Below are 13,633 nucleotides of genomic sequence, written 5' to 3'. Positions count from 1 at the left end.
TCACCGCCAGTCATCGCCCTAGGGGCGCATGACCATGGCGGTCCGCGCGAACTCGCCTTGGAGGGTGTCTGTGACCGCATCAGAACTGGTACTTCCCGATTCGGGGGTTCGCTCAGCGTGGCTTGAGTTCCATCAAGCGGTCGATTCGCATGATCCCACGAGGCCCTTGGTCCTCGCCCTCCCCGGGACGCTCCCCGACGGAGGCATGTCCGATTTTGGCCTGCGCATGCAAGCCGTCCTGACCTGGGGCCAGCGCGCCACTCGACCCGTTCTGCGCCTGGTTGGTTACGAGCACGGGGACGATGGCAGCATCTTTCAGGATGCTTCAGACCATCATCTCGTCGCTGCTTCTCTGGCCCACGGCATCCTCGACCACGAAGGCAACGACGTCACCTCGGATTTGACTCCCCTGTTGCGGATCGCTCTTGCAACAAGGAGAGAACTCCCGGAGCTTTCCCCCGCCCATCTGGAACGCGGGAGACACTCCATACTCCTTGCATCGCACCTGCCGAGACAGAGTCGAAGTCTCGACCTGCACACGAGGAAGGGGCGAGGCTGGGGTATCGAGGAAGAAGCTCGAACCTTATACCACGACATCTGGCGGGAGCGCGGCGTCACCGAATCGCTCCGAGATCCGTGGATGGAGCAGGATGAGCAGCTCGTTCCCGAACAGGCCCCGACCCACATCACGCGCACCGAATGGCCCGTGGGCCATCCGCTGGCTGAGTCTGCGACACCGTTCGTCCCTCTGGCGTCGCGTACTCTGAGCCCGACTGGCCGGGCTTTGGAACTCGCAACACAGACACGGGTCCAGGAACGCCGGATCTCCGACGAGGTGGGCGAGGTGCTCTTCGAGCTCATCCAGAACACCGAGTGGCACGGGCTACCGCCACAATCTGGCAACGGTCGCGGATGCCGAGTCGTCAGCTTCGACGTGGCAAAGACCAGTCGGTCGACCCTACCTTCCTTGCCGGAAACGGATTCCTACTTCGCCCGGTACGCCGAAGCGCTCCTCGACGAGTTCGCGGCCGACCCCTCTGTCGACTCCAGCGTTCTTCTTGGCGTGGCAACCATCGTGGACAGTGGCCTCGGGCTTGCCCGATCCGCTGCGAGTGCGCTCAAGCAGGACCACCTCTTCACCACCTCCAACGAGGTGACCTACCTGATTAAGGCGCTCGATAAGAGCGTGCGAGTAAGCCGCCGGGCAATGGGAAACATCGGACTCCCCCGCGTCCAACAGCTGCTGTCGAATCTGCGAGGGTTCATGTCTATCCGGACAGGGCAGACAGAGATCCACCGGGACTTTCTACGAAATCCCTTCGAGGACCTCGCCCGTCACGAAGGTCGTACTCGACCTTCGCAGTTCGTCGACTGGTTACCAGAGACATACGAGGACTTCGCCGTTGGTCCTCGTGTTGGAACGGACGTCACCATCATGTTCCCCGTCGCGTACGAGAAGGACGGGGTGCGCCTGTGACTGTCACGCAGGTGGACGAGAACTGTCTGCTGCTCGTCTGCGATGTAGAGAGCGAAGGCGCCCGGACGCCCATCCTGCTGCACTGGACTGGACACGAGTTCACCGCAAGCTCAGACCATGTACTCCGCCTAGCGAAGTACGAAGGCCTCCACCCCGAAGTCGCAGAGGTCTGGTTCGTCTACCCGCAGGACTTGCAGAACACGATGAGCTCGCTACGAGAGCTCAAGGACTATAAGGACCGCACCAGCGCGAACAACCCGTTGGCACATCGCTTTTTCGAGGTTGATGCTCAAGGAGCATGGATCGAGCAACCGCCAAGCGCCCCGGACTACTTGGGGGTAACACCCGCAATCGCTAAAGCCGTGCGCGAGGACGGCATGCGGCAGATCTTCCGCGACGCTGACGCCATCGCCAGCGCTAGCGCCGGCTACCACTTCGAGCACCCTGGCGGGAAGCATTCGGAGTACTTCCTACGTGCCGCACAGGCCGTCGCCAGGACTCAACACGCGTACTTCACTGCCATGTGCCTCCTTCCCCTCGTCTCCGTCACCGACCGCGCGCGCTTCTGGGCGGACACTGCAGGAATCCTTCCCGCTTTGAGCGCTCTCCGAGATCTGCTGCTCCGCCTCTCGCCAACACCGCTTGAGATCTCTATCGATTCGTTCGGCGGACATAGCGGCCAAGACGCGCTTCGGACAGTGCCTCACGATGTGGTGTTCATCTCCAGCAGCACGTCAGGCAACTTGGGTGCAGCGCTCGTGGACCGAAAGAAGGCACAGGCGGACCGGCTCATCACGCTCTACCTCCTCTCGGAGACACTGCCCGAGGACATCACTGGACTGGTCGCGTGCGACCTCACTGACAGGGACCACAACCCCATCCGCACTCGACGAACCTCTCGTTTCACGCCGCACCCGACCGTGACCATCGACGACTGTAAGGACTGCGCCAAAGGCCATGGCGTCACAGTCCTCACCGGGGACGGATTCTTCCCGAGCGCCAGCAACCTGCGCCTTCGGATGCCGAGCTACCTCGACCGGCCCCTCACCGTCGACAACATCCCGCTTAGAGGCCGGCTCGACAAGTTCGACGGCGACACATTCTTCGATGACTTCTACGGGTTGAACGTCGTTCGTCCACGCGCTCTCAACAGCAACGACGACCTCACCACCACAATCGCGCACCTGCTTACCGACAACCCAGCCGCGCAACACGTCCGCGACCGCCTCGGACTGGTCCTAGATGGGATGGTCGACCCAGGCAGACCGATCCTGGCGATTCGGGCCCTCGCCGACGAGGACTCCCGTGCACTCGCCGCGTTCGCTGCCGGGCATGTTCTCGCTGGCGCTGTGCACACCCCAGAGCTCGATATATGGGTGCACCCTGACCACTCTGTCGACCTCGAGTCACTTCCTGAAACCTCGACCGTGCTTATCTGCGCTGGCGTCATCGCCTCAGGACGAACCCTGCTCTCGATGAACAGAGAACTGCGGTCACTCCCCGACGGCGTGGACACTGCCTATCTTCTCGGCGTTGCTCACCCCGATGTCACGGGCTGGGACATCCTCCAGAAAACTCTCGGCGTACGGAGCAGCGATGAGACGAATCGAGTCGGGCATGGGTGGCTCCTTCCGCGTGAGCTTCGTCAACCAGGTACGCCCAATGCATGGGGCCGGGAGCAGCGCGTCCTTGAGGTCATCGATGAGTGGCTCAGCAGCCAGCCGGACACAGATGAGCTACAAGCAGCCATTCAAGACCGCTTCACGAAGTTGTCGAGCCTCGACGTAAACACCCTCTTCCCGGGTGCCTCCGACGATGCAATCTGGGAACTCAACCGACGCTTCGCGCTGTGGACGAAGGACTGGAAGACCCATCCTCGAACGGCTGCTCTCGACGTGAAGCCAACGCACGCCGAGGTGATGATCACCGTCGCGCACCTGATGTTCGAGTCGAGGCGCTCGAACAATAGCCTCGACCACGTGCGCGGAACGACGAAGCGGCACGGCTACGCGCTGAACCCTGCACTGTTTGACCGTTTCAACGACCCGATGCTCCAAGCAGCCATCTTGCGATGCGCAGAACTTGGTGAGCTCGACTATGGAACGTCAATCGAACCGAGCCGCATCTTCGCTGACATCGTCCTCTACGCACTCCAGCACGTCACAGAGCAGGGAGGCGACTCGAGCTACGAGTTCCTGCTCGCGCTGGTAGCTCCCTTCGCCTCGCCGGGTAGCCCCGGAGTTATCCTCAATGCGAGCAGCCTCGCGTCGTTGCTCGACGGCGCCTTGGAAGCCGGCGGAGAGAACTTTGAACGATTCCCACCGCGAGTGCACGCGCTACTGCTGTACCTTCACGCACAGCATGCGCCTCAATAGACGGCATCGCGACCGGGCATCTCCGCCACGCTACGCACCGAACATGGATATCCATCTCCAGCTGGCCGACCCATCAACCCCAGTCGATGACACCCTCCCGCCATGGCGTTACCTCGACTTTCCAAAATTTCTGGACATGGTTGCTTCGAGAGCGCTCAAGATGCCGCGGGTGACAAGCATGGAAGATCCATACGAGGGCGTGATGGGATCGGGAGCTACTCGGATCGCCGATGATCCCGCTACCCAGGAACTCGCTCAAGCGATGAGAGAGCTCTCGCCGTGGCGAGGTAAGCGCAGGAGTCGACCGCGTTCTCGAGGAGCCCCCGGAACTACGCAAGGAGGACCCCATCCTCCTACTGCAGCGCCTGCTCGACGACAACGCAAAAAGAGCCACGCAGCAGTCGCTGGAACCTGGCGCGGATGAGGAGGGCGATCCTTCCGAGTCGTGACGCGGGTGCTTTGGTGCACGACAGAGGCCTCATCCAGTGAGACGGGCGCCGACCCCGGGAAAGTGGCACGATAATGTCCCTCCGGACCGCTCAGATCCGCGCGATCTAGCTGACACCTAGTGTCATCTCATCGCGTTCCCAGAATCCGCGAGTATCGGACCCGGTGGCGTCCCATCCTCGCCGCGGTTCAGCGAGCTAATTGTGCCTTAGGGTCAGATCGTGCTGCACCGTCACGCTCTGCTCCCACTTGCCGACTGGTTCCCCGATGACCATTGGCCCAGCATCTCCTGCCCCGTCTGCCAACGAAGCACTGTCCAACGCGTCGGCAAGACGGTCACGGTCTCATCAACACAGACCGCCTATCAAGCCGTCGTTGCCGACGGCTATCTTGACCCCGACACCCTCCATGGAACGTTCACCTCAATGCTGCGGTGTTCCGACCCAAGTTGCACAGCCCAGCTCACCATCGCCGGCGATTGGTTCGTCAGCGACGAATCTAACGAATTCGACGGACCCAAGTGGGGAGATAACCTCCGCGTGAAATACATCTCGCCTGCGTTGCACATCATCGCCCCAGTCCCAGGTACACCGGATCCCGTGACCGCTGCGATTGGCGCCGCGAACGAGCTGATCTGGATCAACCCCAGCGCCGCGGCCAACCAGCTTCGCCAGGCTGTCGAGATCCTCCTCAATCACCTCAAGGTCCGAAAGACGCAACCGGCAAACGACAAACGGCGCCTGACAACCCACGCCAGGATCGAGGCACTGCGCCCGACGTATCCCGACGTGGCCGACGCCCTCGAAGCCGTCAAATGGATCGGCAACACCGGCTCCCACGAATCCGCCGTGACCATAAATTACGTGCTCGAGGGCGCTCGATACCTCGAGCTTGCACTACGCCGCCTCTACGACCGCACCGACCAGCAGCTGCTCAAGAACGCCGCCAAGGTCAACGCCCGAAAAGGACGGCCTGCCCACTCCCAGAGGTAGGGGTGCAGCGCTCGCAGCGTTGCGGACATGATCGGCGCGTCTGAGAATCGTTAGGAGCTCAATGTCACCCGGCAGCGCCTGAGTAGTTGATAGCTGCGGCGAATGCAGAGGAGCCCAGCCGGCGGGTGGGTGAGTGCTGCACGTGACATCAACCCGAAATCACGGTCAAGGTCACGGTCAGGCCCCCCAATTCACCACATCTCACATCGCAGGCACTACAGCCTCGGCTTCCGGATGATCCCTATGGCGGACTCCATCACCCAAAGGACAGCGGCACCAGCTATCCCCACGAGGGCGCCAGCGGCAAAGAGCCCCACACTCGCGCTCGCCTGCGCGTTTTCCAAGACTCCAGAGACGCGATACTCACTTGGTGGTATCGCCGATCCCAGCGTTGACGTCCATGAGAGCTGACCGTCTGCCGGGATCTGCGGCATCGATTGCGAAACCTGCAAATCCGCTGGTACATCGCGCAAGGAAACGGTGATCTCTGTTTCAGACGGAAGCGGAATCGCGGTCGAAGCGTTGATTGACTCGGGGAGGAACGGTGCTACGACGCCAGGAAATGCGTACAAGACGCGTGAACCCTCGGTCGATGCGAATGCCGTATCAGTCGAGCCGCTAAGCGCGACCTGGCTCGTGATACCGGTGATCTCGAGATAGTCGCATTCAGCACGTTCGCCAACAACTGAGTCGAATATGGTCGAGCCAGTTACGGGCGTCGGGGAAGGTTGCCGGCCCTGATTGGCCTCGGTGAGAGTCAGGCCCTCGCGCAAGTCCCCGCAGAAGAGAAATCCGATAGTGGGCTTGAAAGTCGAGGTGAGCAAATTTTGCGCTGGGCTGGGATACACCGAAACTACGATGCTGAACGAGCCTGGCTCTTCGCTTGAGGCGCTGAAGTCGGCGTCCACCCGGACGATAGATTCAGGCAGAGAACCCACCGAAACGATGCCGATCCGACCCGTGGGGCTTATGGCCGGTGAGGTCTGCGGAGTCGAAGCGAGCAGCAGCCCCCATCCCGATGCCCCCGCCAAGAGTGCGAGAGCAATTCCCGCGCCGACACTCAACCACCTGCGCCGCCGAGCGTCGAGCCGTTCGGCCTGGAGTTCTTGGAGGAGTTGGTCCACGCTCGCCGACGTACGGTCGGACGATTCGCGCATCGCGTCTACGCTTGCTGCTACCTTGTCGACGGAACGAGGAATCCGAGGCCATCTCACGGTACGAGTCCAAGTCCTTCCTGCGCGAGCTACAGCTCTATCCTGCAACCTCGGGCGAGATATCACACAGTCGATCTTGACCCAGGTCACGCCGCAACCCCCGAACATGTCTGGGAAGTGTAACGACAAAGTTGCTTGAAGCAGCCGCAAATAAGGCCCGACAAGCGACACTCAGTGTCGTCTCACCGCGTTCCCGACATGACCTTCGCAAGACGCTTCAGGAGCGCCCCTCGGCCGCACGGATTCAGGAAGCCTGTGCGAGTCGGCGCTCGAACCCCTCGAGGAGGAGATCGAGACCGACGTCGAACTCGTCGGCGAAAGAGTACGTCCCCCCGCTCATGAGACCCTCCAACGCTCGCGCGAGATGCGGGTACTCATCAGGGCTCGGTGCGACGTCTTCCGCGAAAGAGTCCTCGGCCCCTTCGGCGGGAGCGAAGGGAAGGGTGGACTCGGTGAGGGCGAAGCCGTAGATGTAGGCATCGAGCGCCGAGAACATGTGCGTGGCGAGCTCCGGCGAGAAGCCGGAGTTCAGGAGGCATCCGTAGACCCGATCGAAGTGCCGGAGAAGCGGAGTCCCTGGGCGAGGGCGCGCCTCGATCATGCCGAGCGCCCACGGATGCCGGACGAGCACCGACCGCGCCGATCGAGCTCGAACGACCATCGCCGACCGCCATGGGGCATCGACCTCGGGGGCGCTGATCTGTTCGAACGCCCAATCCGCGAGCGCATCCAGCAGAGCACTCTTGTTGGCCACGTGGTGGTAGAGAGACATCGCCTCCACGCCGAGCTCGGCCGCCACCGAACGCATGCTGACGGCGCTCACACCGCCTCGATCCGCGACCACCGCCGCCGCTTCCACGATCCGGGCCTTGCTGAGCAGCGCTCGTGCATTCATGAGGTCATTGACTCCTTACACGCGTAAGGCTAGCATCGCTCTCATCCTTACAGCTGTAAGGATGAGAGCGAAGGAGCCCATGATGAACACCCGCCGACCCACCAGTGCACTCGAAGATCACCGCATTCCGGTGCACGCCAAACTCGCCGCCGCGTGGACCAGCTTCATGTTCCTGTACATCTACGTCGACTACTTCCACCTCTACAAGCCCGGCACCGTCGACGGCATCCAGGCCGGAGTCGTCTACGAGTTCAGCATCAGCCCGACCCTGCTGACCGGTATGCTCGCGTCCGTGGCGATCCCTGCACTGATGGTGACGCTCTCCATGACCCTTCACTCCCGGGCGAACCGGATCACGAACCTCATCGTCGCGGCGCTCTATATCCCGTATTCGCTGTTCAACGCAGCCGGAGAGTCGTGGGACTGGGCGTTCTTCTACGGGCTGTCCATCGGCATCGAGGTTCTGCTCCTCGCCTTCATCCTGCGTTCCGCTTGGACGTGGCCTCGCGTCCGCTCCGGCGCAGAAGCCGCAGGCCCTGCGGCAGACGATCGACAGCACGAGCAAGCCACCGCCTGAACCGCTGCACCCGATGCCCGCATCCATTCACGTGAATCCACCCCCGTCTTTCGGGCGTAGGCTGGAGAGAAGGACGGACCGTCCGAGAAGATCTCCCGGCACCGTGCCCGCCCGGAAGTGGAGTCACTCGTGGCTCAGTACGACGTCTCGAACCGCTCGGCGATCGTGACGGGAGCAGGAAGCGGAATCGGTCGCTCGACCGCCCTCCTGCTGGCGAAGAACGGCGCATCGGTCGTGGTCAACGACCTGAATGCGGATCACGCGAATGCGGTCGTCGAGGAGATCCGCGCGGCTGGCGGCACGGCCGAGGCTTCGGTCGGCGACGCGACGGATGCGGCGTGGATCGCGTCTTCCATCGAACTCGCGAACTCGCTCGCGCCCCTGCGCATCGGCGTCAACAACGCCGGCATCGGCGGTGCCACCGCTCCGACGGCCGAGTACGAGGACGAGGCCTGGGACAAGGTCATCGCGATCAACCTCAACGCGGTCTTCCGCAACATGAAGGCGCAGATCCCGTCGATCCTCGCGAACGGCGGCGGCTCGGTCGTGAACATCGCCTCCATCCTCGGCAGCGTCGGCTTCGCCGGCTCCCCCGCCTACGTCACGGCCAAGCACGGCGTGGTCGGGATGACCAAGTCGGCGGCGCTCGAGTACTCCGCCAAGGGCGTGCGCGTGAACTCGGTCGGCCCCGGCTTCATCGACACCCCGCTGCTGGCGAACATGGGCGACGAGGCGAAGGAGTTCCTCGTGAGCAAGCACCCGATCGGCCGCCTGGGGCAGGCAGACGAGGTCGCGAACCTCATCGCCTTCCTCGCGAGCGACGCGGCGAGCTTCATCACCGGCAGCTACCACCTGGTCGACGGCGGATACACCGCCCTCTGAGACCTACAGCCCCTCCGCGATCTCCTTGATCGCAGCGAGACGACGATCCCACTCGCGTCCGATCGCGTCGAGCTTCGCCGCCGTGGCGGAGAGCTCGGTGCCGACGACGCGGAAGCGCACCTCGCGCCCCACCGGCACGGGCTCCACGAGCCCCACCTCCTGCAAGACCGCGAGGTGCTTCGCGATCGCCTGGCGAGACACCGGAAGGCGCCCGGCGAGGGCGGATGCCGAAGCATCCCCCTCGCCGAGAGCCGTCAGGATGCTCCAGCGTGTCTCGTCCGCGAGTGCCGCGAACATGGGCAGCAGGGCTTCTGAGATCACGCTTCGCCTTCCACCAGTGCCACCATCTTGTCCAGCTCCAGGTCCCAGCCCGTGCGATGCGACTCGAGGTTGGCCCGTGGCTCGGACGTGCGCTCGAAGCCGCTCTCGACGACCGTGAGCCGCGTGCCCCCATCCACCTCTTCGAGAGTGAAGGTGAACACGGTCGAGGTCGACTCGTCGATGCTGTCCGGCAGCTTCCCGAGGGCGTCGTCGTTGTTCCAGCGATAGGTGATGCGCCGCGGTTCGTCGTACTCCTCCACGCGAAGGGGAATCACGTCGTAGTCCGGGAACGTCATCGTGCCGGTCGCGCCGACACCGACGCCGTCGAGCTCGGTGCGCCCGAACCAGCGGGAGATGTGCTGCGGCTCGGCCACGGCACGCCACACCTTCTCGACGGGTGCCGCGATCTGGATGCTTCGCCGAACCGAGAACGACTCCTCGTCGACGACGGATGCCTCGTTGTGGGTCATGCTCACCATGATGGGTCCTTTCGGGATCTCCCGCATGTTCCGTCGACCGGTCGGCCGACCGCAACCCCAGGGTTGCACATGCGACCCCTGGTGCGCAACCCTCAGGTTGCACCAAACCCCTCACGTCGTGCCACTTGTCGGAGGAAATGACGGATGCAGGACGAATCGCCGCACGGGTTCCCTGCATGCGTGCATCCTTCCGACATCTGAACCGTCCGCGCCGGACCGCACGCCCGACGCCTTCCGTCCCCCGCCCGCCCGTCCGACGCCGCCCGTCCGCCCGTCCGGCGCACCGCATCCCCTACCGATCGCCGTCACACCCCGCAACCCCGTTCCTCTCGGCGCCCTCCCGGCCTACGCTCGTGGCATGCCCGAACTCACCCAGCCCACCGGCCGCGAAGAGACTCTGCGCGCCATCCCCCGCGACGACGGATCCGCACCGCGCGCGCTCGTGCTCGGCGCGACCGGATACATCGGCGGTCGGCTGACGCCGCGCCTGCTGAACGCGGGGTACCGGGTGCGGGTGCTGGCACGGGATGCCGCGCGTGCGGCGTCGTTCCCCTGGGGGGCGGACTGCGAGATCGTCGAGGGCTCGGCAGACGATGCGGATGCCGTCGCCGAAGCCATGGACGACGTCGATGTCGTGTACTACCTGATCCATTCGATGTCGGCGGGCAAGGGCTTCGAGGAGAGCGATGAGCGTGCGGCGCAGACCGTTGCCGCTGCCGCGGCACACGCGGGCGTGCATCGCATCGTCTACCTCGGTGGGCTGCATCCGAACGACGCGAAGCTCTCGCCGCACCTGCGTTCGCGTGTGCATGTGGGCGAGATCTTCCTGCGGTCGGGCGTGCCGACCCTCGTGCTGCAGGCCGGAGTCGTGATCGGATCGGGGTCGGCATCGTTCGAGATGATCCGCCACCTCACCGACGTGCTGCCCTACATGCCGGCGCCGAAATGGGTGCGCAATCGCATCCAGCCGATCGCCGTGCGCGATGTGCTGCACTACCTGCTCGGGGCGGCGCGAGTCGACGCCGATGTGAACCGCGCCGTCGACATCGGGGGCCCCGACGTGCTGCGTTACGGCCAGATGATGAACGGCTATGCGGTCGAGGCGGGACTCCGCCAGCGCGCGATCGCCGCCCTCCCGGTGCTGACGCCCGGGCTCGCCTCGCACTGGGTCAACCTGGTGACCCCGGTGCCGCGCTCGATCGCGCGCCCTCTCGTGGCGTCGCTGCAGAACGAGTGCATCATGAAGGACCACGAGGTCGACGAGCTCATCCCCCGCCCCGAGAACGGCCTGACACCCTACCGACGCGCTGTGGACCTCGCGCTCGGTCGGGTGCGCGGCGACACCATCGAGACCAGCTGGCAGGATTCCGAGGTCTCCGGAGCGCCCAGCGACCCGCTGCCGAGCGACCCGGAGTGGGCCGGACGCACGGTGTTCACCGACTCCCGTTCCGTGACAACCAGCGCCTCACCCGACGAGCTGTGGCGCGTGATCCTCGGCATCGGCGGGGAGAACGGCTGGTACTCCTCGCCGCTGCTCTGGGCCGTGCGCGGGTGGATGGACCGCATCGTCGGCGGTGTCGGCCTCCGCCGCGGCCGCCGCAGTCGCACTGCCGCGCGCGTCGGCGATGCGATCGACTTCTGGCGCGTCGAGGCCGTGGAGACGGCGGATGCCGGGTCGCTGCTGCGCCTGCGCGCCGAGATGAAGGTCCCGGGCGAGGCGTGGCTCGAACTGCGCGCCCTTCCCGATGAAGAAGGCGCCCGCTACGAGCAGCGCGCGATCTTCTTCCCCCGCGGGCTGACCGGACGACTGTACTGGCTCGCCGTGCTCCCGTTCCACGGGGCGATCTTCGCCGGCATGGCCGCGCGCATCACCGCCACCGCGGAAGCGGCGAAGGCGAAGTAGCGCTCAGTCGGCGCGAGGACGCTCCGGAGCATCTGCCGCATCCGGTGCGACGGGGCCGTCCTCCAGAGCCGCATCGACCACCGCATCCACGTCGGCCGGCGGGATGATGTCGATCGCCTCGGTCGCCGCCTCGTACACCTCGGCGAGCGAGTCGTCGACGGTCGACTCGTCGATCCAGTCGAGGTCGTCCTCGGAGTGGTCGTACTCGACCGCCACGAGAGCGAAGTCGTCGCCGTACTCCTCGAGCCCTGCCATGACGCTGTGCCGCACCGCGGCCTTGGCGTAGCGCTCGCGAAGGATCAGCGGATCACGCCGCAGGTCCTTCATGAAGGCGACCATCATGAACGCCATGATGATCGCGAACGGCAGCGCGGCGATGATGGTCACGTTCTGCAGAGACTTCAGACCGCTCCCCTCCTCGCCGGTGACGAGCAGCACGGCGGCGATCACGCCGACGAGCGATCCCCAGACGATCGTCACCCAGCGGGTCGGCTCGGGTCGCCCCTGCTGCGACAGGGTGCCCATCACGAGGGACGACGAATCCGCACCGGTGATGAAGAAGATCGAGATGAGCAGGATGAGCAGCACACTCGTGATCAGCGGGAACGGCAGGTTCTCCAGCACACCGAAGAGCACTTCCTCCGGCGGGTCCACCGTGAGCCCCGCTCCATCCATCTGCTGCTGGATGGCTGTCGAGCCGAAGATCGCGAACCAGACGAGGGAGATGGCCGAGGGGACGAGGATCACGACCGACACGAACTGGCGGAGCGTCCGTCCGCGTGAGATCTTCGCGATGAACATGCCCACGAACGGAGACCATGAGATCCACCAGGCCCAGTAGAAGATGGTCCAGCTCGACAGGAAGGCCTGAGCTTCCTCACCCTGTGATGCCGAGCGTGCGATCATCTGCGGCAGATCGCCGACGAACTGCACCGCGATGGAGGGGATGATGTTCAGGATGAGCATCGTCGGACCGACGAAGAACACGAAGAAGGCGAGCACGAGCGCCATCACCGCATTGATGTTCGACAGCGCACGGATGCCCTTGGAGACTCCCGAGACCGCCGACGCGATGAAGCACGCCGTGAGCAACGCGATGACGGTGATCAGCACACCGTTTCCGAGCTCGCCGATGCCACTGACCAGCTCGACGCCGTGCCCGATCTGCAGAGCACCGAGACCGAGCGAGGCAGCGGTACCGAACAGCGTGACGATGATCGCGAACACGTCGATCGTGCGACCGAGAGGCCCGGCCGTGCGCCCCTCGCCGAGCAACGGCGCGAAGATCGAGGAGATGAGCGGGGTGCGACCGCGGCGGAACGCCCCATACGCGATGGCGCCGCCGACCAGGGCATAGAACGCCCATGCCTGCGGACCCCAGTGGTAGAGCACCTGCGCCTGAGCCGTGTGCATGGCCTCGAGGGTGTTCGCCTCGACGGTGCCGGGCGGCGGGCTCTCGAAGAACGTCAGCGGCTCAGCCGCGCCCCAGAAGACGAGTCCGATGCCCATGCCCGCGGCGAAGAGCATCGAGATCCAGGAGAACATCGAGAACTCGGGCTCTTCGTCGTCGCGGCCGAGGGGGATGCGACCGTATCGGCTGAAGCCGACGAAGAGCATGAACACCAACACGATCGTGGCGATGGTGGTGAAGAAGAAACCGAAGTACTCCACGACCCAGCCGAGAACCGCAGAGGTGGTGCCGGAGAGGTTGTCGCCGGCGAAGATGCCCCAGGCGATGAAGGAGACGACGAGGGTGACCGCGACTCCGAACACGAGCGGGTCGGTGCGGTAGGTGCGTCCGGTCTCCTCGACCGAGACGCCGGGCACGAGGGCCGGGTGCACACTGCGCGGGGGGACGGCGGCGATGTCGCGGACGATCTTCCTCGCCGTCGCGGTGGCCTTGGTCGGGAGGCGGTTCGCGCCTGTGCCGACGGCATCCGTGCGAGGACGCGGAGGTGTGTGTCCTGCGGAGCGATCGTCGGGCTTCTCGTCAGGGGTCTCCATGGCATCCCATCCTGTCATGCGAGCCGTGGGCCCGCGAAAGCGGAGGACCGGGACCATCGGCCCGATC

The 13,633-nt window shown here is 64.6% G+C and carries 11 protein-coding genes; 6 read left to right on the top strand and 5 right to left on the bottom strand.

Features of this window, described 5'->3' with window-relative positions:
• Window positions 1-28 precede the first annotated feature (28 nt).
• The 3 genes from ACP699_RS12865 to ACP699_RS12855 all read left to right on the top strand — a co-directional run bounded on the left by ACP699_RS12865 (window position 29) and on the right by ACP699_RS12855 (window position 5,291).
• Window positions 29-1,477, top strand: a complete 1,449-nt coding sequence (locus ACP699_RS12865) for a hypothetical protein (protein ID WP_426171641.1) — start codon at window positions 29-31, stop codon at window positions 1,475-1,477.
• Window positions 1,474-3,852, top strand: coding sequence for a hypothetical protein (locus tag ACP699_RS12860; RefSeq protein WP_426171639.1), 2,379 nt, complete (start codon window positions 1,474-1,476; stop codon window positions 3,850-3,852). Before ACP699_RS12865 ends, ACP699_RS12860 begins: the two co-directional genes overlap by 4 nt.
• Window positions 3,853-4,520: 668 nt before the next feature.
• On the top strand, window positions 4,521-5,291 hold the full coding sequence (locus ACP699_RS12855; protein ID WP_426171637.1) for a DUF4145 domain-containing protein: 771 nt from the start codon (window positions 4,521-4,523) through the stop codon (window positions 5,289-5,291).
• A gap of 215 nt (window positions 5,292-5,506) precedes the next feature.
• Here the strand turns inward: ACP699_RS12855 and ACP699_RS12850 are convergent, their stop codons facing one another.
• Window positions 5,507-6,448: a hypothetical protein gene (locus ACP699_RS12850; protein ID WP_426171635.1), complete on the bottom strand. Its 942-nt coding sequence runs from the start codon at window positions 6,446-6,448 to the stop codon at window positions 5,507-5,509.
• 301 nt (window positions 6,449-6,749) lie between these two features.
• Entirely contained in the window at window positions 6,750-7,400 is a 651-nt protein-coding gene (locus ACP699_RS12845; RefSeq protein ID WP_426171633.1) for a TetR/AcrR family transcriptional regulator, read from the bottom strand.
• Window positions 7,401-7,482: 82 nt separating this feature from the next.
• Here ACP699_RS12845 and ACP699_RS12840 point away from each other — a divergent pair, with 82 nt between their 5' ends.
• Together ACP699_RS12840 and ACP699_RS12835 are read left to right on the top strand one after the other, a co-directional pair.
• Window positions 7,483-7,977, top strand: a complete 495-nt coding sequence (locus ACP699_RS12840; RefSeq protein WP_426171631.1) for a DUF6326 family protein — start codon at window positions 7,483-7,485, stop codon at window positions 7,975-7,977.
• A gap of 129 nt (window positions 7,978-8,106) precedes the next feature.
• Complete coding sequence (locus ACP699_RS12835) at window positions 8,107-8,859, top strand: SDR family NAD(P)-dependent oxidoreductase (RefSeq protein WP_055869213.1); 753 nt, start codon at window positions 8,107-8,109, stop codon at window positions 8,857-8,859.
• Window positions 8,860-8,862: 3 nt separating this feature from the next.
• Here ACP699_RS12835 and ACP699_RS12830 read toward each other — a convergent pair whose 3' ends face one another.
• The gene (locus tag ACP699_RS12830; RefSeq protein ID WP_235562564.1) at window positions 8,863-9,180 is read right to left on the bottom strand and encodes an ArsR/SmtB family transcription factor; all 318 of its coding nucleotides are present in this window, start codon (window positions 9,178-9,180) and stop codon (window positions 8,863-8,865) included.
• Window positions 9,177-9,650 carry an SRPBCC domain-containing protein gene (locus ACP699_RS12825; protein WP_288969195.1) on the bottom strand — a complete coding sequence of 158 codons (474 nt, stop codon included), beginning with the start codon at window positions 9,648-9,650 and terminating at the stop codon, window positions 9,177-9,179. Before ACP699_RS12825 ends, ACP699_RS12830 begins: the two co-directional genes overlap by 4 nt.
• A gap of 367 nt (window positions 9,651-10,017) precedes the next feature.
• On the opposite strand from ACP699_RS12825, the gene ACP699_RS12820 reads away from it, so the two are divergent.
• The gene (locus ACP699_RS12820; RefSeq protein WP_426171628.1) at window positions 10,018-11,562 is read left to right on the top strand and encodes an SDR family oxidoreductase; all 1,545 of its coding nucleotides are present in this window, start codon (window positions 10,018-10,020) and stop codon (window positions 11,560-11,562) included.
• A gap of 3 nt (window positions 11,563-11,565) precedes the next feature.
• Here the strand turns inward: ACP699_RS12820 and ACP699_RS12815 are convergent, their stop codons facing one another.
• The gene (locus tag ACP699_RS12815) at window positions 11,566-13,566 is read right to left on the bottom strand and encodes a BCCT family transporter (protein ID WP_426171626.1); all 2,001 of its coding nucleotides are present in this window, start codon (window positions 13,564-13,566) and stop codon (window positions 11,566-11,568) included.
• Window positions 13,567-13,633 lie beyond the last annotated feature (67 nt).

This window comes from Microbacterium sp. DWRC1-3, from assembly GCF_049896645.1.
Lineage (GTDB): Bacteria > Actinomycetota > Actinomycetes > Actinomycetales > Microbacteriaceae > Microbacterium > Microbacterium maritypicum.
This window is presented reverse-complemented; position numbering and strand designations above follow the sequence as displayed.

Excerpts from the sequence above, each read along its gene's own strand:
- ACP699_RS12865 (WP_426171641.1), top strand. The coding sequence starts at position 29 with ATGACCATGGCGGTCCGCGCGAACTCGCCTTGGAGGGTGTCTGTGACC.
- ACP699_RS12850 (WP_426171635.1), bottom strand. The coding sequence starts at position 6,448 with ATGCGCGAATCGTCCGACCGTACGTCGGCGAGCGTGGACCAACTCCTC.
- ACP699_RS12845 (WP_426171633.1), bottom strand. The coding sequence starts at position 7,400 with ATGAATGCACGAGCGCTGCTCAGCAAGGCCCGGATCGTGGAAGCGGCG.
- ACP699_RS12840 (WP_426171631.1), top strand. The coding sequence starts at position 7,483 with ATGAACACCCGCCGACCCACCAGTGCACTCGAAGATCACCGCATTCCG.
- ACP699_RS12825 (WP_288969195.1), bottom strand. The coding sequence starts at position 9,650 with ATGACCCACAACGAGGCATCCGTCGTCGACGAGGAGTCGTTCTCGGTT.
- ACP699_RS12820 (WP_426171628.1), top strand. The coding sequence starts at position 10,018 with ATGCCCGAACTCACCCAGCCCACCGGCCGCGAAGAGACTCTGCGCGCC.
- ACP699_RS12815 (WP_426171626.1), bottom strand. The coding sequence starts at position 13,566 with ATGGAGACCCCTGACGAGAAGCCCGACGATCGCTCCGCAGGACACACA.